Annotated in this window: 21 protein-coding genes and 1 pseudogene; 2 read left to right on the forward strand and 20 right to left on the reverse strand. The window is 66.0% G+C overall.

Going from position 1 to position 21,558, the window contains the following annotated elements:
* Window positions 1-14: 14 nt before the first annotated feature.
* The 4 genes from pyrH to ACP7AG_RS06635 all read right to left on the reverse strand — a co-directional run bounded on the left by pyrH (window position 15) and on the right by ACP7AG_RS06635 (window position 3,724).
* Window positions 15-752 carry a UMP kinase gene (gene pyrH / locus ACP7AG_RS06620; protein WP_426011879.1) on the reverse strand — a complete coding sequence of 246 codons (738 nt, stop codon included), beginning with the start codon at window positions 750-752 and terminating at the stop codon, window positions 15-17.
* Between the two features lie 203 nt (window positions 753-955).
* On the reverse strand, window positions 956-1,897 hold the full coding sequence (gene tsf, locus ACP7AG_RS06625; protein WP_426030253.1) for a translation elongation factor Ts: 942 nt from the start codon (window positions 1,895-1,897) through the stop codon (window positions 956-958).
* A 156-nt stretch (window positions 1,898-2,053) separates the two neighbouring features.
* Window positions 2,054-2,998 carry a 30S ribosomal protein S2 gene (gene rpsB, locus ACP7AG_RS06630; protein WP_426011881.1) on the reverse strand — a complete coding sequence of 315 codons (945 nt, stop codon included), beginning with the start codon at window positions 2,996-2,998 and terminating at the stop codon, window positions 2,054-2,056.
* A 204-nt stretch (window positions 2,999-3,202) separates the two neighbouring features.
* Entirely contained in the window at window positions 3,203-3,724 is a 522-nt protein-coding gene (locus tag ACP7AG_RS06635; RefSeq protein ID WP_426030254.1) for a GNAT family N-acetyltransferase, read from the reverse strand.
* A 182-nt stretch (window positions 3,725-3,906) separates the two neighbouring features.
* Between ACP7AG_RS06635 and ACP7AG_RS06640 the strand changes: the two genes are divergently transcribed.
* Window positions 3,907-4,551, forward strand: a complete 645-nt coding sequence (locus ACP7AG_RS06640) for a haloacid dehalogenase-like hydrolase (protein WP_426030255.1) — start codon at window positions 3,907-3,909, stop codon at window positions 4,549-4,551.
* Window positions 4,552-4,569: 18 nt separating this feature from the next.
* Here the strand turns inward: ACP7AG_RS06640 and ACP7AG_RS06645 are convergent, their stop codons facing one another.
* The 4 genes from ACP7AG_RS06645 to sidA all read right to left on the reverse strand — a co-directional run bounded on the left by ACP7AG_RS06645 (window position 4,570) and on the right by sidA (window position 9,130).
* On the reverse strand, window positions 4,570-4,920 hold the full coding sequence (locus ACP7AG_RS06645) for a GFA family protein (RefSeq protein WP_426030256.1): 351 nt from the start codon (window positions 4,918-4,920) through the stop codon (window positions 4,570-4,572).
* A 244-nt stretch (window positions 4,921-5,164) separates the two neighbouring features.
* Window positions 5,165-5,395 (reverse strand): DUF5076 domain-containing protein, encoded by a 231-nt coding sequence (locus ACP7AG_RS06650; RefSeq protein ID WP_426030257.1) that lies wholly within the window; start codon window positions 5,393-5,395, stop codon window positions 5,165-5,167.
* Window positions 5,396-5,579: 184 nt separating this feature from the next.
* Window positions 5,580-9,014, reverse strand: coding sequence for a DNA polymerase III subunit alpha (gene dnaE, locus ACP7AG_RS06655; protein ID WP_426011885.1), 3,435 nt, complete (start codon window positions 9,012-9,014; stop codon window positions 5,580-5,582).
* A 26-nt stretch (window positions 9,015-9,040) separates the two neighbouring features.
* Window positions 9,041-9,130: a cell division inhibitor SidA gene (sidA, locus tag ACP7AG_RS06660; protein WP_426011886.1), complete on the reverse strand. Its 90-nt coding sequence runs from the start codon at window positions 9,128-9,130 to the stop codon at window positions 9,041-9,043.
* Between the two features lie 164 nt (window positions 9,131-9,294).
* On the opposite strand from sidA, the gene ACP7AG_RS06665 reads away from it, so the two are divergent.
* Window positions 9,295-10,254: a nucleoside hydrolase gene (locus ACP7AG_RS06665; RefSeq protein ID WP_426011887.1), complete on the forward strand. Its 960-nt coding sequence runs from the start codon at window positions 9,295-9,297 to the stop codon at window positions 10,252-10,254.
* Between the two features lie 10 nt (window positions 10,255-10,264).
* Here ACP7AG_RS06665 and ACP7AG_RS06670 read toward each other — a convergent pair whose 3' ends face one another.
* The 12 genes and pseudogenes from ACP7AG_RS06670 to ACP7AG_RS06725 all read right to left on the reverse strand — a co-directional run bounded on the left by ACP7AG_RS06670 (window position 10,265) and on the right by ACP7AG_RS06725 (window position 21,547).
* On the reverse strand, window positions 10,265-10,963 hold the full coding sequence (locus ACP7AG_RS06670; RefSeq protein WP_426011888.1) for an ABC transporter ATP-binding protein: 699 nt from the start codon (window positions 10,961-10,963) through the stop codon (window positions 10,265-10,267).
* Complete coding sequence (locus ACP7AG_RS06675) at window positions 10,956-12,230, reverse strand: lipoprotein-releasing ABC transporter permease subunit (protein WP_426011889.1); 1,275 nt, start codon at window positions 12,228-12,230, stop codon at window positions 10,956-10,958. Before ACP7AG_RS06675 ends, ACP7AG_RS06670 begins: the two co-directional genes overlap by 8 nt.
* Entirely contained in the window at window positions 12,230-13,555 is a 1,326-nt protein-coding gene (gene proS / locus ACP7AG_RS06680; RefSeq protein ID WP_426011890.1) for a proline--tRNA ligase, read from the reverse strand. Before proS ends, ACP7AG_RS06675 begins: the two co-directional genes overlap by 1 nt.
* A gap of 42 nt (window positions 13,556-13,597) precedes the next feature.
* Window positions 13,598-13,732 (reverse strand): annotated as a pseudogene (locus ACP7AG_RS06685) (hypothetical protein); the annotation flags it as partial.
* Between the two features lie 164 nt (window positions 13,733-13,896).
* On the reverse strand, window positions 13,897-14,157 hold the full coding sequence (locus tag ACP7AG_RS06690; protein ID WP_426011891.1) for a DUF1467 family protein: 261 nt from the start codon (window positions 14,155-14,157) through the stop codon (window positions 13,897-13,899).
* Complete coding sequence (gene mce / locus ACP7AG_RS06695; RefSeq protein WP_426011892.1) at window positions 14,157-14,573, reverse strand: methylmalonyl-CoA epimerase; 417 nt, start codon at window positions 14,571-14,573, stop codon at window positions 14,157-14,159. The genes ACP7AG_RS06690 and mce overlap by 1 nt, the downstream gene beginning before the upstream one ends.
* Window positions 14,574-14,645: 72 nt before the next feature.
* The gene (locus ACP7AG_RS06700) at window positions 14,646-15,374 is read right to left on the reverse strand and encodes a rhomboid family intramembrane serine protease (RefSeq protein WP_426011893.1); all 729 of its coding nucleotides are present in this window, start codon (window positions 15,372-15,374) and stop codon (window positions 14,646-14,648) included.
* Window positions 15,375-15,384: 10 nt separating this feature from the next.
* Window positions 15,385-17,079: a ribonuclease J gene (locus ACP7AG_RS06705; RefSeq protein ID WP_426011894.1), complete on the reverse strand. Its 1,695-nt coding sequence runs from the start codon at window positions 17,077-17,079 to the stop codon at window positions 15,385-15,387.
* Window positions 17,076-17,864 (reverse strand): type III pantothenate kinase, encoded by a 789-nt coding sequence (locus ACP7AG_RS06710; protein ID WP_426012545.1) that lies wholly within the window; start codon window positions 17,862-17,864, stop codon window positions 17,076-17,078. The genes ACP7AG_RS06705 and ACP7AG_RS06710 overlap by 4 nt, the downstream gene beginning before the upstream one ends.
* Window positions 17,861-18,613 (reverse strand): biotin--[acetyl-CoA-carboxylase] ligase, encoded by a 753-nt coding sequence (locus ACP7AG_RS06715; RefSeq protein ID WP_426011895.1) that lies wholly within the window; start codon window positions 18,611-18,613, stop codon window positions 17,861-17,863. Before ACP7AG_RS06715 ends, ACP7AG_RS06710 begins: the two co-directional genes overlap by 4 nt.
* A gap of 1 nt (window position 18,614) precedes the next feature.
* On the reverse strand, window positions 18,615-20,054 hold the full coding sequence (nuoN, locus tag ACP7AG_RS06720) for an NADH-quinone oxidoreductase subunit NuoN (RefSeq protein ID WP_426030258.1): 1,440 nt from the start codon (window positions 20,052-20,054) through the stop codon (window positions 18,615-18,617).
* A gap of 8 nt (window positions 20,055-20,062) precedes the next feature.
* Complete coding sequence (locus tag ACP7AG_RS06725) at window positions 20,063-21,547, reverse strand: NADH-quinone oxidoreductase subunit M (protein ID WP_426030259.1); 1,485 nt, start codon at window positions 21,545-21,547, stop codon at window positions 20,063-20,065.
* Between the last annotated feature and the right edge of the window lie 11 nt (window positions 21,548-21,558).

Genomic DNA, 21,558 nt, shown 5'->3' on the forward strand with positions numbered 1-21,558 from the left:
TTTTCGCTGGGAAATTAGGCGGCTTGGCCGGCGGAAACGACGGTGCGCGTCCCCTGGCCCTTGAGGACATCCAGCAGGTTGCCGCGTCCCTTGATCGAGAAGACGATGATTGGAATGTTGTTGTCGCGCATCAGCGCCACGGCCGAGGCGTCCATCACCCGCAGGTCCTGGGCCAGCACGTCCATGTAGCTGAGCGTGTCGTAACGCTTGGCGGCCGGGTCCTTCTTGGGATCGGCGCTGTAGATGCCATCGACGCTGGTGCCCTTGAACAAGGCGTCGCACTGCATCTCGGCGGCACGCAGGGCGGCGGCGGTGTCGGTGGTGAAGAACGGGTTGCCGGTGCCGGCGGCGAAGATCACCACCCTGCCCTTCTCCAGGTGCCGCTGGGCGCGGCGACGGATGTAGGGCTCGCAGACCGTGGCCATCGGGATGGCCGACTGCACGCGCGTGGAGACGCCGATCCGCTCAAGCGCGTCCTGCATCGCCAAGGCGTTCATCACCGTGGCCAACATCCCCATGTAGTCGGCGCTGGACCGTTCCATGCCCTTGGCCGCCCCCGCCATGCCGCGGAAGATGTTGCCGCCGCCGATCACCAGGCACAGCTCGACGCCGGACTGGACGATCTGGCGGATGTCCTCGGCCACCGCCTCGACGGTCTTGGTGTCGATGCCGTAGGGCGTATCGCCCATCAGCACTTCGCCCGAAACCTTCAGGAGCACGCGGCGGTACGGTTTGTGCGGGGCTTCGGACATGCGGCTGGCTCTTCTTGAGTCGTCGAGACGCAACATAGTGCGCGTTCCGAAAAAGTGGGATCGGTTTTCCGGCTGAAAACCGCCGAGATCGCGTGCAGGACGCAAGCCGCGCGCAAAAAGGGCGCGGCGCGCGTTGAAACGCGCCGCGCCCTTCGGCGATCTGCTCCGCCGTCCAGCCCTGAGGCCAAGCCGGCGGAGAAGGCTTAGGCTTGACCGCCAGCCATGGCTGCGACTTCGGCGGCGAAATCGCCCTCCGGAGCCTTCTCGACGCCTTCGCCCAGGGCCAGGCGAACAAAGCCCTTCACGGTGAGCGGCGAGCCCAGTTCCTTGCCGGTCTCGGCGACGAGTTGCTCGACGGTCTGGTCCGGGTTCATGACGAAGGCCTGCTTCAGCAGCACGACTTCCTCCAGGAACTTGCGGATTCGGCCTTCGACCATCTTCTCGACCACGGCCGGGGGCTTGCCCGACTCCAGGGCCTGCTCGGTAAAGATCTGGCGTTCCTTCTCGATCGCGGCCTGGTCCAGATCATCCGGCGACAGCGACAGCGGGGCGGTCGCGGCCACGTGCATGGCGATCTTGCGGCCCAGCTCAAGGATCTTGGCCTGGTCGCCGTCGCCTTCGATGGCCACCAGCACGCCGATCCGGCCCAGGTCCGGCGCGGTGGCGTTATGGATGTAGGACGACACCGCGCCCTTGGCGACGGTGAAGCGCGCCGAGCGACGCAGCAGCATGTTCTCGCCGATCGTGGCGATCAGGTTGGTCAGCAGGTCCGACACGACGTCGCCTTCGGCGGTCTTGGCCGCAGTGATGGCGTCCACGCCTTCGACATCCAGGCCGACGGCCGCGATCTTGCGTACGGCGTTCTGGAACAGGTCGTTGCGGCCCAGAAAGTCGGTCTCGGCGTTCACCTCGACTGCGGCGGCGGTCATGCCAACGCCGTCATTGCGCACGGCGATGCCCACCAGACCTTCGGCCGCGACGCGGTCGGCCTTCTTGGCGGCCTTGGACAGGCCCTTGGCGCGCAGCCAGTCGATGGACGCATCGACGTCACCGGCGTTTTCGACGAGGGCCTTCTTGCAGTCCATCATGCCGACGCCGGACTTTTCGCGCAGTTCTTTCACCAGCGCAGCGGTCACTTCAGCCATGAATTCCTCCATTGAATATCGGGGCGCTTCCAACCAGCACCGAAACCGGCGCGCGGGGACGCGTGAAACAAACTACGACCGGGCTTGATAGCCCGGTCGCATGTCAGGGGCGCAACAGCCACGCTCCGGTCGAAACCCGAGCGTGGCGGCTGGAAATCAGCTCGCGGCCGGCTCTTCGGCAACGGCTTCGATGGCCTCGGCGGTCGCTTGTTGAGCGGCTTCCGGGGCGGGTTCGACGGCAGCGACTTCAGGCGCGGCGGCGGCTTCAAACGCCGCTTCCTGCTCGGCGACTTCGGCGGCCGGGACTTCCGGAGCGGCGGCGGCTTCAGCCACCGGTTCCGGGGTCAGCTGACGGGCCAGGGTCGGCTCCATCGGGGCTTCCGAGGCGCCCAGATCGACGCCCGACGAGGCTTGGCCGGCGGCCAGGCCGTCGAGGACGGCGTCGGCGATCAGGTCGCAATAAAGCTGCAGAGCGCGGGCGGCGTCGTCATTACCCGGGATCGGATAGGTGATGCCGTCCGGATCGCAGTTGGTGTCGAGAATGGCGACGACCGGGATGTTCAGCTTGCGCGCTTCAAGGATCGCGATCGCTTCCTTGTTGGTGTCGATCACGAACATGATGTCGGGGATGCCGCCCATGTCCTTGATGCCGCCCAGCGACAGCTCTAGCTTGTCGCGTTCGCGGGTCAGCTGCAGCAGTTCTTTCTTGGTGCGACCCGAGCCTTCGCCAACCATGATGCCTTCGAGTTCGCGCAGACGCGCGATCGAGCCCGAGACGGTGCGCCAGTTGGTCAGGGTGCCGCCGAGCCAGCGGTGATTGACATAGTACTGGGCGCAGCGCTTGGCGGCTGTGGCGACCGGGTCGCTGGCTTGACGCTTGGTGCCGACGAACAGCACGCGGCCACCGGCGGCGGCCACTTCACGCACCTTCACCAGGGCCTGGTGCAGGAGCGGGATCGACTGCGACAGGTCGATGATGTGGATGTTCGACCGCGAACCAAAGATGAAACGGTCCATCTTCGGGTTCCAGCGATGCGTCTGATGGCCGAAGTGGGCGCCAGCTTCCAAGAGCTGACGCATGGAGAATTCGGGAAGCGCCATGATAGGTCTCCTTCTTCCGGTTGAACCTCCGTGGACACCCCCGCTCCGACAATTCGGACCGGGACCGGAACGGTAACGTCGGGATGTCTCCCCTTCGTCGCCGCACGTCCACGTGTGGAATGGCGCGGCAGATAGGCGTGAACGGACCAAAAAGCAAGCCCTTAGGCGGCGGGACGTGCCGCTTGGAGCCGCTGAGCGGCACGCTCATGCCGTCGCCGCGCCCGACTGCGACGCCCTGCGCCGGTAGAGGGCGCAGGGCTCGCCCGCGTGGACGACATCGCGCTCGAACGCGAACCCCGCCTTCTCCAGGACCCGGCGCGAGGCGAGGTGCTTGATCATGACGACGCCAATCAACGACGGCAGGCCTAGCCGCTCCAAACCGTGTTGGACCAGGGCGCGCGTCATCTCGCTTGCATAGCCTTGTCCCCAGGCCTCGCCCGTCAGAGCATAGGCGACTTCGATCTCCGCAACGCCCTCGACCGCCAGAGGACGGATGCCGGCCCGGCCCACGAAGGCGCCGTCGGGCGTGCACCAGGCCCATAGCCCAAAGCCGTGGCGGTCCCAATGGGCGAGATTGGCCGCGAGATAGGCCGTGGTCGCCTCGGCCGAACGCGTCCCGCCCAGATAGCGGGAGACCTCCGGATCGAGATGCAGCGCGACGAGGTCGACAAGATGGCGTGGATGCAGCCGCTCGGCGACCAGTCGAGGCGTCGTGAAACCATCCATCGGGCGCGTCCCTCGCATCGAAGAGGCCTGGGCGTCACTGACCCACAAGAGAACCTGATCTGTCCACAAGCAAACCTGGTCGTCATGCGTTTCTGACACAGAGCGGGTGTCCGATAGCCTGGATCTCGTGGCCGAAGATTTTTCGAACCTTTCCGGACGGCCGTAATGGGCAGAGGTGACTCGTGCTCGCGGTTTTTGATCTCGACGGCGCCGTGCTGGACGGGGGTTCTACCGCCGTGTGGCTGTGGCGGCGGGTCCGCCATTCCCCTCTGCGCTGGCTGGCCGCGATGCTGTTCGCTCCGGTCGCCATTCCAATGGTGGTCGCGCCCCGCACCCGTCGCGCCGGGGCCGCGATCCTGCTGTGGACCGCCACGGTCGGCCTGAGCGAGCGCGATCTGCGCCAATCCTGCGCCGATTTCGCAGCCTGCTTCCACGCCGGGACCCTGCCATTCCATTGGCGCGGCCCAGGCCTAGAAACGCTCGACGCCCACCTGGCGCGCGGCGAGGACGTGGTGATCGTCACCGCCGCCCCCATCGTCCTGGCGCGCGCCCTCGTCAATCCGCAGGGCAGGCAGATCATCGTGCTGGGCACCTCGCTCAAGCCCCTGGCCGGCGGCTGGGTCGCCGACGTCCATTGCCGCAATCAGCGCAAGTGCCAAGCGCTGGCTGACGCCGGCCATGGCAAGCGCTGGGCCTATACCGACACCCTCGACGACCTGCCCCTACTGCGCGGCGGCGATACTCCGATGATCGTCGGCCACGGCAAGGCCGCCCAGCGCCGCCTCAGCCGCGCGCGCCTGCCCAACGGCCGCGCCTCGGCTTGGTAGGCGCGGTTTCCCGGACTCTCAGCGCGACTTGCCGTCGAATTGGTGCAGCTTCAAGGCGAAGACGTCCAAGTCGTCCAGGCAGCGGACGTTGATCGCGGCGATCTCCGCGCCGTCCGGCCCGACGCCCCGACCAAAGGACTCGATGCCGCAGGTCTCGCAAAACAGATGCGAGACCTTGTGGGTGTTGAACCGGAACTCGCTCATGGCGTCTTCGCCCTGCGGGAGCTCGTACGCGCTGGCCGGCGCGACGGCCAGGATCGAACCCAGCTTGTCGCGCCGCGAGCAATTGCAGGTGATCAGGTTGTCCAGTTCGAGGTCCACTGCGTAGCGCACCCGCCCGCACTGGCATCCACCCTGGTGTTGGGACATGAACCCTTCTCCCTCCCGGCTACCCAAAGCGCGGCAGCGCCCAACCAACACCCAGGCATGGACCGCCCTGGATCGCGCGGCTAGGCTTCAATCGGCGGGAGTCCTCGGGCAAGATCGAGGCCTGCATCCTGCGCCCTACACACGCGATCCCGACGCAGCCGTCAGTTCGCCTCTGCGCCCCTCCCACCGGTTCGTGCGGACGAGGGCGCGGCCGTCTCGTCGTTGAAGCTTTCGACCAGCGCGTTCAGCAAGTCCGCCCGCGATCCCATGCCCTCGGCGCTCGCGCGTCCGCGACGTGTCCCGCAAGGTCGGCCAGGATAATGCCCCAAGCCGCGGTCTCCCTTGGCACGCCGTCGCCCGCATAGAGCCCCACCCGCAGGGAGCAATGCAGACCCTGCTCGGCGACCCAGACGCGGGCAAGCTCCAGCGCCTCGATGTCGCGAAGCCCCGCTGGCGGAATTCCAAGGCCTTCCATCACGCCCTCAAGCCCCAAAAGCCAAGATCGAGTCGAGGGCGTTTCCCGAATACGGACCACACCGCGATCCCAGAACGGTCCAAAATCGACAACACGCCGGACCCTTCTCGCTCGACGATGCCGGACGCGCTCGACCGCCCGTCCGAGACGACGCCACGACCGTCTTGGTCAGCGCAGGGTCGCATCAAACGTCCTCGAGCAGCGCCACGCCAGGCGCGGTCTTCAGCGCGCCGCGCAGGGCGGCGTCGAGGGTGTAGCGGCCCGGCAGCCTCATCTCGATCTCGCGACCGCCGCCCAGGGCGGCGACCAGGCTGACCTCGCCGCCGCCGCGCTGAGTGAGGGCCGGCTCCAGTCGGCGGCGCAGGGCGTCGATCTCGGTGGCCGAGGGCGACAGGTGCATGCGCAACCCCGCCACCACGTTCTCGATGGCCTTTTCGATCGGTTCGGCGTCGTCGCCGAAGAACCGCACCTCGCCGTCGCGCGCCTTGGCGCGGACCTTGATCGACACCGACCTGCCGGGTTCAAGCACCTCGCGACATTTGCGCAGCGCCTCGGGCGGGAACAGCACCTCATACTCGCCGGTCGGGTCCGACAGCGAGACGAAAGCGAAGCGCTCGCCGTTTTGCGAGGCGCGTTCCTGGCGACGACGCACCACGCCGCACATCCGGAAGGCCTCCATGCCGGCCTCGGCCTGGGGGATCACCTCGGTCAGCATGGCGGTGCGCTTGCGACGCAGCATGCCGACCAAGTCTTCCAGCGGGTGTCCCGTCAGATAAAAGCCGACGGCGGCCAATTCTTCGTCGAGCAGGTCGACCTGGCTCCAGGGCTCGACCTTCTTCAGGCGCGGCCGGCCAGCGGCGGGATCACCGCCGAACAGGGCGTGCTGTCCGCCCTGACGGTCGGCGGCGATGCTCTGGCCGTGGGCGATCAACACGTCGGACGAGGCCAGGATCTGGGCGCGGTTCTTGTGGAACGAGTCGAAGGCCCCCGCCCGCGCCAGGTTCTCGATGGCCCGCTTGTTGACGAGCTTGGGATCGACCCGCTCGACGAAGTCGAAAATGTCGCGGAACGCCCCGCCCTCCTCGCGGATGGCCACCAGATGCTTCATCGCTTCGAGACCGACATTGCGCACGGCGCCCAGAGCGTAGAGCACCTCGCCGGTCTCGACTTCGAAGTCCGCGCCTGACCGATTGACGTCCGGCGCCCGCACCGTGATGCCAAACCGCCGGGCGTCCTGGTGGAAGACCGCCAGCTTGTCGGTGTTCGATAAGTCGAGGCTCATCGAGGCGGCCAGGAACTCGACGGGCGTGTTGGCCTTCAGCCAGGCGGTCTGGTAGGCGATCAGGGCGTAGGCGGCGGCGTGCGACTTGTTGAAGCCGTAGCCGGCGAACTTGGCCACCAGTTCGAAGATCGAGCCCGACTGTTCTTCCGGGACGTTCTTGTCCTTGGCCCCGGCGACGAAACGGATTTTCTGGAGATCCATCTCCTCCTTCTTCTTCTTGCCCATGGCCCGGCGCAGAAGGTCGGCTTCGCCCAGGCTGTAGCCCGCCAGGATCTGGGCGATCTGCATCACCTGTTCCTGGTAGACGATGACGCCGTAGGTCTCCTTCAGCACCACCTCCAGCGAGGGATGCAGGTTGTCGACCGGCTTGCGGCCAAACTTGCAGTCCACGAAGGTGTCGATGTTGTCCATCGGACCGGGGCGGTACAGCGAGATCAGCGCCGTGATCTCCTCGATCGAACCGCAGCGCATCTTGCGCAGGGTGTCGCGCATGCCCTGGCTTTCCAGCTGGAACACGCCGACCGTCTGGCCGGAGGCAAGCAGCTCGTAGGTCTTGGCGTCGTCGAACGGCAGGCTGGTGAGATCGACGATCTCGCCGCGCTTCTTCAGATGCTTCACCGCGCGATCCAGCACGGTAAGGGTCTTGAGGCCCAGGAAGTCGAACTTCACCAGACCCGCGCTCTCGACCCACTTCATGTTGAACTGGGTAGCCGGCAGGTCCGAGCGGGGATCCTTGTAGAGCGGGGTCAGCTGGGTCAGGGGGCGGTCGCCGATCACCACGCCGGCGGCGTGGGTCGAGGCGTTGCGGAATAGGCCTTCCAGCTGCAGGGCGACGTCCAGGCAGGCCTTGACGGCGCCGTCCTCGTCGCGGGCCTGCTTGAGGCGCGGCTCGATCTCGATGGCCTGGGCCAAGGTCACTGGAGCCGCCGGGTTGTTGGGCACCATCTTGCAAAGCCGGTCGACCAGGCCCAGCGGCAGCTGCATCACCCGGCCGACGTCGCGCAGTACGGCGCGGGCCTGCAGGGAGCCAAAGGTGATGATCTGGGCCACGCGGTCGCGGCCGTATTTTTCCTGGACATAGACGATCACCTCTTCCCGCCGCTCCTGGCAGAAGTCGATGTCGAAGTCGGGCATGGAGACCCGTTCAGGATTGAGGAACCTCTCGAACAGCAGACCAAACCGCAGCGGATCCAGGTCAGTGATGGTCAGCACCCAGGCGACCAGCGAGCCGGCGCCCGAACCCCGCCCAGGCCCCACGGGAATACCCTGGTCCTTGGCCCACTTGATGAAGTCCGACACGATCAGGAAGTAGCCGGGAAAGCCCATCTTGATGATGACGTCGAGTTCGAAATCCAGCCGGTCCCAATAGACCTGTTCCTCGAACGCCAGGGTCAGACCCTCAAGGCGCTTCTTGAGGCCCTCGCGCGCCTGGTGTTTCAGTTCTTCCGGCTCGCTGCGGCCGTCGCCGGTGGGAAAGCTGGGCAGGATCGGATCACGCTTCTGCACCATGAAGGCGCAGCGGCGGGCGATATCCAGGGTGTTGTCGCAGGCTTCCGGCAGGTCGGCGAACAACTTGCGCATATCCTGGGCCGGCTTGAACCAGTGCTCAGGGGTTACCCGCCGACGCTCGTCCTGACCAACGAAGGCGCCGTCGGAAATGCAGAGCAATGCGTCGTGCGCGTCATACATCGCCGGCTTAGCGTAATAGACATCATTGGTGGCGACCAGCGGCGCATCGTGTTCATAGGCCCAATGAACCAGGCCCGGCTCGGCGGCGGCCTGGCGCGGCAGGCCATGGCGTTGCAGCTCGACATAGAACCTGTCGCCGAACACCCGCTGCATCTGCGCCAGCGCGGCCTCGCCCTCGCCGGTCTTGCCCGAGGCGAACAGGGCGTCAACAGGACCGTCCGTGCCGCCCGACAGCAGGATCAACCCCTCAGCGTGCTCAACCACCTTGGTCCAGGGCACGACGGGTTCCGACATCTCGCCGCTTTCCAAATAGGCGATCGACGACAATTCGGAGAGATTGAGATAGCCCCGCTCGTTCTGGACCAGCAAGGTTATGGTTGGTGTGCGCGCCCAGCGCTCGGTCGGACCCGGCCCGACGCCAGACACCGCTAGGGCGCAGCCGATGATCGGTTGGACCCCGTGGTCCTTGGAGTAGACCGAATATTCCAGCGCCCCGAACAGGTTGTTGCGGTCAACCAGCCCCGCCGCCGGCATTCCGGCCGCCGCGGCCAGGCCGGGGATCTTGTCGGCCTTGATGGCGCCCTCGAGCAGCGAATAGGCCGAGCGCACGCGAAGGTGGACGAACCCCTGACCCTCGTTGCCCGACATTTCGCCACCTCACAACGTTACACGACTCAGGACACCAACTGGGCGACCGCGCACATCATCCAGACGAAGCTGGCGACAGATACAAGCGCCAAAGACTCACGTGCGATGCGGACCATGGAACCCTCCTGAGATCGTTGCTTGTTTGTTCTATATTCTACTTTTGTTCTTGTCCGCAAGAGGCCACGTTCGATTGTGAGCTTTTTTGTCGCGGCCTCTGCGATGGTCGGTCGCGGGCTTCGTTTCGGCTGGATTTGACGCCGAGATCGGCTCAGATCGCCGCATGCGCCTGATCATCGACACCGACACCGCCGGAGACGACGTCTTCTCCCTGATGCTCGCCCTGCGCCGGCCAGGTGTCAGCGTCGAGGCCATCACCATCGCCCACGGCAATGCCGGCTTCGCGCAGCACGCCGAGAACGCCTTGGCGACGCTGGAAGTGTGCGAGCGCGGCGGCGAGGTTCCCGTCTATCTGGGCGCCCAGCGGCCATTCACGCGCGAGCCCCTGGACGCGGCCTATGTGTTCGGCGCTGACGGCATGAGCGACAGCGACTTTCCGAAAGCCGTGCAACGTCCCTCCCCTGGCCACGCCACCGACGAGATCGTGCGGCGGGTCATGGAAGCGCCGGGTCAAATCACCCTGATCGCCCAGGCCGCCTTGACCAACATCGCCCTGGCCTATCTCCGCGAGCCGCGCATCGCCCAGGCCGTCAAGCACCTGTGGATCATGGGCGGAACCGACAACGGTGTGGGCAATGTCACGCCGGCGGCCGAGTACAACCTCTATGTCGATCCCGAAGCGGCCAAGATCGTGATCAATGCCGGCTTTCCGATGAGCATTGTCACCTGGACGGAAACCCTGCGCGACGGCCTGCTGACCCTGGATCAATTGGCGGCGCTGGACGCGCTGGGTACGCCGCGCGCGGCGTTCTTCACCAAGGTCAACGAAACCTCCCTGGCCTTCGCGCGGGAGACCCAGCACCTGGACGGCAGCCTGCACCCCGACGCCCTGACCTGCGCCCTGGCCTTGGATGAGACCTTGATCCTGGACTCGGAAATGGCCGTGGTCGATGTCGAGACAATCGGCGAATTGACGCGTGGCTATCTCAGCGTCTCGAACGCCATCCTGCCCGACATCGAGCTCGCCGATCCGGCCTTACGCCGCCGTGCGCCCAACGCCCGGGTGATCAAGCGGATCGATCAAGCGGGCTTCTACGCGGCGATGCGGAGCGCCTTGCTTTGACCCGCAACGCCTAGAAGGTCTGCGGAACCAGGTGGCCGTCCTTCAGGGCGAAGACCCGGTCCATGTAGCGGGCCAGCTCCATGTTGTGAGTGGCGATCAGGGCCGCGACGCCTCGCTGACGGGCCTGCTCGTAGAGCGCCTGGAACACCGCCGCCGAATTGGCCGGGTCGAGATTGCCGGTCGGCTCGTCGGCCAGCAGGAGCTTGGGGCTGTTGGCCAGCGCGCGGGCGATCGCCACCCGCTGCTGCTCGCCGCCGGACAGTTGGCCCGGCTGGTGGTCGAGCCGCTGGGCCAAGCCCAACTGAGTGAGCATCTCCGTGGCGCTCGACCGGGCCTCGGCCTTGCTTCGGCCGGCGATCATCGCCGGCATGGCGACGTTGTCCATCGCGCTGAACTCGGGCAGCAGGTGGTGGAACTGATAAATGAACCCGACGGTCGTCAACCGAACCTGAGTGCGCTGGCGTTCCGACAGTTTGGAGCAATCGCGACCGTCCAAGGCGATCAGACCGGCGTCGGGCCGCTCCAGCAGACCGGCGGCGTGCAGCAATGACGATTTGCCCGAGCCCGACGGTCCGATCAGTCCGACCACTTCGCCGGGATAGACATCCAGATCAACGCCGCGCAGCACGCTGAGCGACCCCGCCTCGGTGACATAGGTGCGCTCGACGCCGCGCAGGGCCAGGATAGGGCTGGTCGCCGGGCTATTCATAACGCAGGGCCTCAACGGGATCGATACGCGAGGCGCTGATGGCCGGCAGCAGGGTGGCGAGGATGCTCAAGGCGGTGGATATGCCGACGATGACGCCGACTTCGCTCCAGTCGATCTTGGCCGGGATATGGGCCAGGAAATAGATGTCGGCGCTGAACACCGCCGCGCCCGTGACCCATTCGACAAAGTTCTGAATGGCGGTGATGTTGGCGCAGAAAAGCACGCCCAGCAGCAGACCCGCCAGGGTGCCGGCCAGGCCAATCGAGGCGCCGGCCATCATGAAGATCCGCAGGATCGCGCCTTGGCTGGCCCCGATGGTCCGCAGGATGGCGATGTCGCGGCCCTTGTTCTTCACCAGCATGACCAGGGCCGAGATGATGTTGAGCGTGGCGATGGCGACGACGATGAACAGGATCAGCCGCATCACCTTGCGTTCAATCTGCAAAGCGTTGAAATAGCTGGAGTTCTTGTCCATCCAATCCTGGACGAAGGCGCCGGGACCGCTGGCCTGCTCGATGATCGGCTTGATCTGCTTGGCCTTGTCCGGGTCGCTGACCTTGATCTCCACGTAGTCGATGGAGGTGTCGCGGCCAAAGAACAGCTGAGCCTGGGGCAGCGCCATATAGACGAAGCTCTCGTCGAACTGGCTCATGCCGACGCTGAAGATCCCGCCAACAGTATAGTCCTTCTCGCGGGTCGAGGTCCCAAAAGCGGTGGCGGGGCCGGACGGCGAAATCAGGGTGATGGCGTCGCCGACCGAGAGGCCAAGGTTGCGGGCCATGCGGTCGCCGATCAGCACGATGTCGCCGCCATAGTCGCCGTCGCCGAACCCGGCCAGCGAGCCGCGCTTGATGTTGGTGGCGATCATCTTCATGCCGCGAAGGTCTTCGGGCGTGACACCCCGGACGATCGCGCCCGACACTTGGCTGGGGCCGATGACCATGGCCTGGGCCTCGACCATCGGCGCGGCCTGGGTCACACCGGGCACGGCCTTGATGCGGTTGATAACGCCGGCGCGGTCGGGACCGTTCAGCAGCGGCCCTTGGGCGTAGACGTGGCCATTGAAGCCCAATAGCCGGCCCAGCAGCTCGGCTCGGAAGCCGTTCATTACGCTCATCACGGTAATCAGGGCGAAGACCGCCAGCATCACCGCCGCGAACGAGATGATGGCGATCAGCGCCACGCCGCCGTTCTTGCGCTTGTTGCGCAGGTAGCGCCAGGCGACCGTGCGCTCCCAGGTTCCGAACGGACCGGCGCCGATAGCCATCAGGCGGCCTTGCCCGAAAGTCGGGCGATGACCTCGGCCAGCGGCGCGGTCTGGCGCTCGCCGGTCTTGCGGTTCTTGATCTCGACCACGCCGTCGGCGATCCCCTTGGGGCCGACGATCATCTGCCAGGGCACGCCGATCAGGTCCATGGACGCGAACTTGCCGCCGCCGCGGGCGTCGGTGTCGTCGTAGAGCACGGCCTTGCCCGCCAGGGTCAAAGCCTTGTAGGCGCTCTCGCAGGCCTCGTCGCAGGCGGCGTCGCCGACCCGCAGGCTGATGATCCCGACGTCGAACGGGGCCACGGATTCCGGCCAGATGATCCCGGCATCGTCGTGGCTGGCCTCGATGATCGCGCCCAGCAGACGCGAGACGCCGACGCCGTAGCTGCCCATCTGCACGGGCGTGTCCTTGCCGTCTGGACCCGCCACGAAGGCCTTCATCGGCTCGGAGTACTTGGTCCCGAACGAGAAGATGTGGCCCACCTCGATGCCGCGCGCCGACAGGCGATCGCCCTCGGGAATCTGGGCAAAGGCCTCGGCGTCGTGCATTTCCTCGGTGGCCGCGTAGAGCGCGGTGCGCTGGTCGACCAGCGGCTGTAGGTCGCCATACCAATCGACGTCGATGCCCGGCGCGCCCATCTCGACCAGGTCCTTGTGGCAGAAGACCTCGCTCTCGCCGGTGTCGGCCAGGACGATAAACTCGTGGCTCAGGTCGCCGCCGATCGGACCGGTGTCGGCGCGCATCGGCACGGCCTTCAGGCCCATGCGGTCGAACAGGTTCAGATAGGCCACGAACATCCGGTTGTAGGACTTGCGCGCGCCCTCGGCGTCGAGGTCGAAGCTGTAGGCGTCCTTCATCAGAAACTCGCGGCCGCGCATCACGCCAAAGCGCGGGCGGGTCTCGTCGCGGAACTTCCATTGCACATGGTAGAGGTTTTTGGGCAGGTCCTTGTAACTGCGCACCGAACCGCGGAAGATTTCGGTGATCATCTCCTCGTTCGTCGGGCCGTACAGCAGTTCTCGATCATGGCGATCGACGATCCGCAGCATCTCGGGGCCATAGGCGTCGTAGCGGCCGCTCTCGCGCCACAGGTCGGCCAATTGCAGGGTGGGCATCAGCAGTTCGATGGCTCCGGCCCGGTCCATTTCCTCGCGAACGATCTGCTCGATGTTCCGGAGCACCCGCAGACCCAACGGCAGCCAGGCATAGATGCCGGCCGCCTCCTGTCGGATCATCCCCGCGCGCAGCATCAACTGGTGCGAGACGATCTTGGCGTCGGCAGGAGACTCTTTCAGAATGGGCAGGAAATAGCGCGAAAGGCGCATGGACGAGACGTCTCCGGGGAATTCGAGGCGTTGAGATAGCCGCTTGGGCGTCAGCTTGGCAACGCGCGCGGCGAAAAGATGACCTTCCCACGCCAGCGAAATGAAAAGAAGGCCGCGCGGTCGCCGCGCGGCCTATCAAGTCATCGTCGGGGAAGACGCCACAGAGCAAGGTCGACAAGCCGACCTCGTGACGCTGAGCTTAGGTGCGAACGGATGTTCGGGGCGCCAGATTGCCTGTTGACTTGGCTACTTGGCGAACTTCGCCCACGGATTGGGCGAACGCCGGTAAAATTATCGCACGCCGCTCAAGGCTTGGGCACCGCTTCTGTCGCGAGCGGCGATCAATAGGTGGCAGGCAACGCTGGCAGGGTGATCAGGTGGAAATGGATCACCAGCAGCAAGCCCGCCATCACGATAGCCGAAACCCAGGTGGTGGTGATGAACTTGCGCTTCAGGTTCGGATTGACCGGGGCGCCGGGATCGGCCCCCGGCGGCGGCTCGATGCCCATCTCCTTGAAGGTGCGATTGCCCAGCGGCAGCACGGCGAACAGGGTGGTCCACCAGATGGTCAGATAGACGGCGATGCAGGTGACGGGACCCATCAGTGGGCTTCCTTGGGGGTTTCCATGAGCTCGACCAGCAGGCCGCCCATGTCCTTGGGGTGAACGAAGATGATCAGCGTACCGTGCGCCCCGATGCGAGGCTCGCCCAGCACGGTGGCGCCCTTGGCGACCAGGCTGTCGCGGGCCTCGTAGATGTCCTCGACCTCGAAGCAGATGTGATGCTGGCCGCCCTTGGGGTTCTTGGCCAGGAAGCCATGGATCGGCGAGGCTTCGCCATAGGGCTCGATCAGCTCGATCTGGCTGTTGGGCAGGTTGACGAAACACACCCACACGCCCTGTTCGGGCATGGCCCACTTCTCGGTGTGCGAGGTCGCGCCCAGCAGGTCGCGATACATCTTTACCGAGTCGTCAATAGACGGCGTGGCGACGCCGACGTGGTTGAGCTTGCCGATCATGTCCGTTCCCGCGTGTTCTTCCGATTGGCGGCAGGCCTAACACCGATGCCGCGGCGCGAAAAGGGCGGCAGTTCAGCGCGCTGGCGCAGGCTGCATGAGCCAATGAAAGCGGACCGGCAATACCTGGATTAGCAACATCCCGGCCAAAAAACCGCCGAGATGGGCTTGCCAGGCGACGCCGATGATACCCACGCCCGAAGCCAGGCCGTAGGCCGCGCCCAGGCCGACGACGAGCAGGTTCGAAATAATCGCCGATCCGATCTGGCGCAGAACCGAACTGGAAAATATCGGCGCCAGTCGCACCTCTCCCGGACCGGCCAACCGAGCGACGGCGCCCCAGAGGCCAAAGATCGCGCCTGACGCCCCGATCGCCGCGCCATTGGGCGGCGCGATCAACACGAAGACGGCGCCGCCGACGAGGCCGCAGATCAAATAGAAGACCAGAAAGAGCAGGCCGCCGCGCCAATCGCGCCCCAGCCTCTGGGCGATCGCGGGACCCAGGGCGACGAGCGCCGCGCTGTTCATGACGATATGCAGCCAGCCCATATGCAGAAACATGTGAGTTAGGGGCGTCCACCAGAGGCCGTAGGCGAGCCCTTGTTTCGACAAGGCGCCGAGCACGAAGATCGCGTCGCCGTAGCCGAGGGCCTCGCCGATCTGCTGGCCCGCGAAGACCAGCCAGATCAGCGCGGTGATCACCAGTACCGGCCAAGCCTCGAACCACAGCATCGAGGGCCCCCTGCCCCACAGCGTCTCGCGCCGTGGGGTTTCGGTGGCGGGCGGCGTCTGCTCGTCGCTCATCGCGTGGTCACTAGATGCGGAGGACCGTGGTCTCGACCACGGGTTTGCGTTCCCAGATGCGGAAAGCGGCCTTCTTGACGGCCCGCGAGATGGCGCTCTCGATGGCCTCGTCAATTTCGCGCAGGTCGTCCTTCAGGCGCTTGAAGGCGGTTTCGGCCTCTTCCGCCAGATCATCGAGCGCGTCGTCCAGCGGATATTCGGCGTCACCGGCCAGGCCCAGGCCGCGAACCTGCGGACCCGAGACGATGCGGCTCTTGCCGTCCAGCACGACCGAGACGGCCAGCATGCCGTTGAACGCCGCGTGACGGCGCTCGCGCAGGGCGTCGCCGTTCTCCGGCGTCACCACGCCGCCATCGACGTAAAGTCGACCCGACGGCACCTCGTCGATGATCTTGGGATGACCGGGGGCCAGCAGCACCATGTCGCCGTTGCGCGGGCTGACGGCGTGCGGCACTTGCAGGTCCTTGGCGAAGGCGGCGTGCTCGATCAGGTGGCGGCGCTCGCCGTGGGTCGGCACGGCGATGGTCGGCCGGACCCATTCATACATCTGCTTTAGCTCGTCGCGACACGGGTGGCCGCTGACATGGATGCCGGGCGTGTCGCGTTCGGTGTGGAGGCGCACGCCGCGGTCGGCCAGCTTGTTCTGCAGGTTGCGGATCGGAATCTCGTTGCCGGGGATGACCCGCGAGCTGAACACCACGTGGTCGCCCTGCGAAAGCTTGACGTGCGGATGGGTGCCCTCGGCGATCCGCGCGAGCGCGGCGCGCGCCTCGCCCTGGCTGCCGGTGCACAGGAACAGCACTTCGTTGTCGGGCAGGTACTTGGCCTGGTCGTCGGTGATGAACGGCTCCAGGCCCTCCAGCAGGCCGACGTGACGGGCCGCCGCAGCCATGCGGTGCATCGAGCGGCCAGCCAGGCAGACCTTACGGCCGGCGGCCTGGGCGGCGCGGATCACGGTGTCCATACGCGCCACGTTCGAGGCGAAACAGGCGACGGCGACCTTGCCGGTCAGGCCCTTGATCAGCTTGTTCATCGCCACGCGGACGTCGGCTTCGGAACCGGCCACGCCGTCGACGAACACATTGGTGCTATCGCAGACCATGGCTAGCACGCCCTCGTCGCCGAGGCGGCGCAGGGACTCGACGTCGGTGGCTTCGCCCAACTGCGGGTTGGCGTCGATCTTCCAGTCGCCGGTGTGCAGGATCGTGCCCAGCGGGGTCTTGATCGCCACGCCGTTCGGCTCGGGGATCGAGTGGGTCAGGGTGATCATTTCCAGATGGAATGGACCCAGGTCGAAGCTGCCGCCCAACGGAATCTCGGTGATCGGCACCTGGCCCAGCAGGCCGGCGTCGCGCAGCTTCTCGCGCAGCAGGAAGGCGGTGAAGGGCGTGGCGTAGACCGGCGCCTTGAGGCGCGGCCACAGCCAGTGCACCGCGCCCAGGTGGTCTTCATGGGCGTGGGTCAGGACGATCGCGATGATGTCGTCCTTGTAGGCCTCGATGAATTCGGGATCGGGCAGGATGATTTCGACGCCGGGCGTCGTCTGATCGCCGAAGGTCACGCCCAGGTCGAGGACGATCCATTTGCGGTTATCGGCGGGGCCGTATCCGTACAGGTTAAAGTTCATGCCGATCTCGTTCGAGCCGCCGAGCGGCAGGAAGACGAGTTCGTCTTGGGGGGAAGGCTGGTCGGTATATTTGGTCATGGAGTCTCTAGATGGGTGTTGCGACGATGAATTTCGAGGAGACCACGGATGGTCAGATCTGAATCGAAGTGGTCGATGGTGTCGGTGGCGCCCTCGAACAGCGAGGCGACGCCGCCGGTGGCGACCACGGTCATGAGTTCGGCCCGTTCGGCCTTGATCCGGGCGACCAAGCCCTCGATCAACGAGATATAGCCCCAGAATACGCCCGATTGCATGGCGCTGACCGTGTCCGTGCCGACAATGCGGTTCTTGGCGGGGCGCTGGATGGCGATGCGCGGCAGCTTGGCGGCGGCCTCGTGAAGGGCTTGCATGGAAAGATTGATGCCGGGGGCGATGATGCCGCCCTCGAACGCGCCGTCGGCGGCGACGATGTCAAAGGTGGTGGCGGTGCCGCTGTCGATGACGATCAGCGGGCCCGGATAGACCATGTGCGCCCCTACGGCGTTGACCAAGCGGTCGGCGCCGGCCTCGGACGGTTTGTCGATCCGCACATCGACGCCCAGCACGGCGTTCTCGCCGATCACCAGGGGCTCGACGTTGAAATAGCGGCGGCAGAGGTTGCGCAGATTGAAGATCGACTGCGGCACCACGCTGGAGATGATGCAGGCGTCGATGGCTCGGAAGCCCAGGCCCTGCATCGACAGCAACTGAGACAACCATACAACATATTCGTCCGCCGTGCGCGTGCTCTCGGTGGCGGCGCGCCACTGGGCGATCCATTCGGCGCCATCATGGATGGCGAACATGGTGTTGGTGTTGCCCTGTTCGATGGCCAGCAGCATCAGGCAGCCCCTCCGAAAAAGACGTCGCCGGCGGTGATCCGCCGCAGATGGCCATCGGCCAGACGAAGCCGCAGGGCGCCGTCGCCGTCCAGGCCTTCGGCGACGCCCTCCAGGGTCTCGGCCCCCAGGCGGGCGACGCAGGGCTCGCCCAGGCCATGGGCCCGGGCGGTCCAGGCGTCGGCGATGGCTGGGAAGCCCAGGCGCTGCCAGACGTCATTCCAACGCGCGAAGGCCGCCGCGAGAACCTCGATCGCCTCGGTCGGCTTGGGCGGGGGCGCGAGCATGTGGGCCGGCAAGGCGGTGGCGGGACGCTCGCTCTCCACAGGGCCGCAGGCGAGATTCACACCGACGCCGACCGCAATCCACAGCCCGCCCGCAGGGCGCGCCCCGGACTCTACCAGGATGCCGCTGACCTTCAGACCCGCTAACAACGGATCATTGGGCCATTTGAGGCTGACCAGGCTGGCTGGAACGTAAGCGGCCAGCAGGTCGGCCACGGCCAAGGCGGCGACGAACGAGACCTGGGCGGCTTCAGCCGGCGGCTTGTCGGTCGAGAACAGCAAGGTAGCGGCGAGGTTCCCCTCGCCGGTCTCCCAGGCGCGCCCTCGCCGGCCACGACCGGCGCTCTGGCGCAGGCCGAGCAGCCATACAGGACCCGCCTCCCCCGCTTCCGCGCGGCGTCGGGCCTCGGCATTGGTCGAGTCGATCTCGTCCAGAACAACGACGGGCGCGGGCGAAAGAGCGCCCGTCACGTCACGCGTGGCCAAAGGCCGCCGCGGCGGCCCTGGCGGCGGGGTCCAGCCAGATCAGCGCCACCAGCACGACCGGGAACGAGAACAGCGCCGCGGCGAAGCCGATCGCGCGGGCGGTCGGTTGCGGCTTGTCAACCGCGCCCACGGGAGCGTCAAACCACATCGTCTTGATCAGGCGCAGATAGTAGAAGGCCGCGACCACGCTGCCGACCAGGCCCAACACCGCCGCCCATTGCAGCAGCACGTCGCCCGAGCCCATCGCGGCCTTGAACACGTAGAACTTGGCCCAGAAGCCCGAGAACGGCGGCAGACCCAGGGCGGACAGCGAGAAGGCGGTCATGGCCAGGGCGATGCCCGGACGTTCCTTCACCAGGCCGGCCATGTCCTCGATGGTCTCCATCGGCTTGCCGTCACGCGACAGGGCCTGGAGGCAGGCGAAGAAGCCGGTGACATCGACCATGTAGAGGGTCATGAACATCAGCATCGACTGCAAGCCGGTCTCGCCGCCGGTCGCCACGCCCAGCAGGGCGTAGCCGACATTGGCGATCGAGCTATAGGCCCACAGGCGCTTGAGGTTGTTCTGGGCCAGGCCGGCAAAGGCGCCGACGAAGACCGAGGCCAGGGCGGCGATCACCAGGATCTGGCGCCATTGGGCCACCGAGTCCGGGAAGGCGTCTCCCAGCACGCGGGCGAACATCATCATCGCCGCCAGCTTGGGCGCGGCGGCGAAGAAGCCGACCACCGGGGTGGGGGCGCCCTCATAGACGTCGGGCGTCCACATGTGGAACGGCGCGGCCGAGACCTTGAAGGCCAGGCCGCAGATCAGGAACACCAAGCCAAACAGCAGGCCCACGCCCTCGCCATGCTGCGATACGGCGGCGATGTCGGCGAAGCGGGTGGAACCCGCGAAACCGTAAATGAGCGAAGCGCCGTACAGCAGCAGACCCGACGACAGGGCGCCGAGCACGAAATATTTCAGGCCCGCCTCCGACGACTTGGCGTCGTCGCGGCGGAAGGCCGCCAGCACGTAGAGCGCCAGGGATTGCAGCTCGACGCCGATATAGAGGCTGATCAGGTCGCCGGCCGAGGCGGTGACTCCCATGCCCACGGCGGCCAGAATGATCAGCACGGCATATTCGAACTTCTGGTCGCCGCGCACGGCCAGCCAGCGGTCGCCCAGCACGATGGAGATGGCGCTGAACAAATAGATGGCGACCTTGGCGTAGGTGGCCGCGGCGTCGGCGGCATAGACGCCGTTGAAGGCGTGACCATGCGGCCCGACCACGGAGGCCACGGCGGCGGCCAGCAGGGCCAGGACGGCCGCGCTGGTGAACAGCGGCGTGGTCTTGCCCTGGAACGCGCCCCAGACCAGCAGCACCAGGGCCGAGACCCCGAGGATGACTTCGGGAAGAACCAGCGAGAAGTTGTCGGCGAACGTCATGAGGTCCCTCACCCGCCCACGGCGGCGCGCCAGGCGCCGACGAGCCCGTCGACGGACGACGCGGTCAGGTTGAAGATGAGATTGGGATAAATGCCGAGCACCAGGGTGCCGATGATCAGCGGGGCGAAGATCAGGATCTCGCGCTTGTCGAGGTCGGTGATGGTCTTCAGGTCCGGATTGACGATGTCGCCGAACATCACGCGCCGATAGAGGTTCAGCGCATAGACCGCCGACAGGATCACGCCCATGGTGGCCACCAGAGCCGTCCAGGTCGAGGCCTGGTACGTGCCGGTCATCGTGAGGATTTCGCCGACGAAGCCCGAGGTGCCCGGCAGGCCGACATTGCCCATGGTGAACAGCATGAAGGTCGCGGCGTACCAGGGCATGCGGTTGGTCAGTCCGCCATAAAAGGCGATCTCGCGGGTATGCATGCGGTCATAGACCACGCCGACGCAGAGGAAGAGCGCGCCCGAGATCAGGCCGTGGCTCAGCATCTGGAAGATCGCGCCCTGCTCGCCCTGCACATTGCCCGAGAAAATGCCCATGGTCACGAAGCCCATGTGGGCGACCGACGAATAGGCGATCAGCTTCTTGATGTCGGTCTGACGGAAGGCGACTAGCGAGGTGTAGACGATGGCGATCGCCGACAGGGCGAACACCAGCGGCTGGAACAGCTGCGAGGCGTGGGGGAACATCGGCAGGCTGAAGCGCAGGAAGCCGTAGCCGCCCATCTTCAGCAGGATGCCCGCCAGGATCACCGAACCCGCCGTCGGCGCCTCGACGTGGGCGTCGGGCAGCCAGGTGTGGACCGGCCACATCGGCATCTTGACCGCGAAACTGGCGAAGAAGGCCAGCCACAGCCAGGTCTGCAGCCACGGGGCGAACCTGTAGTGCATCAGCTCCGGGATCGACGATGTGTGGGCGATGGCGATCATCGACAGGATCGCCGCCAGCATCAGCACCGAGCCGAGCAGGGTGTAGAGGAAGAACTTGTAGGCCGCATAGACCCGGCGCTTGCCGCCCCAGATGCCGATGATCAGGAACATCGGAACCAGGCCGCCCTCGAAGAAGAGGTAGAACAGGATCAGGTCCAGGGCGCAGAACACGCCGATCACCAAGGTTTCCAGAACCAGGAAGCAGATCATGTATTCCACGAGCCGCTTGTCGATCGACTTCCAGCTGGCGATCACGCAGATCGGCAGCAGGAACGCGGTCAACAGCACGAAAAGGATCGAGATCCCGTCCACGCCCATCCGATAGTGCAGGCCGGCGAACCAGGCCGCGTCTTCCACGAACTGGAAGCCGGGGTTCTTGGCGTCGAACTGGGCGACCAGCACAACGGACAGGGCCAGGGTGACCAAGGTGGTCGCCAGGGCGATCCACTTGACCAGGTTGTCGGTCTTGGCGTTGTCGCCCTGCCGGGCTCGGACCGCCAGCAAGACGGCGACGCCGACGAGCGGGGCGAAGGTGGTGAGGCTAAGAAGGCCGGTCATGGATCAGTCCT

Source organism: Caulobacter sp. DWP3-1-3b2 (assembly GCF_049896325.1).
Taxonomy (GTDB): domain Bacteria; phylum Pseudomonadota; class Alphaproteobacteria; order Caulobacterales; family Caulobacteraceae; genus Caulobacter.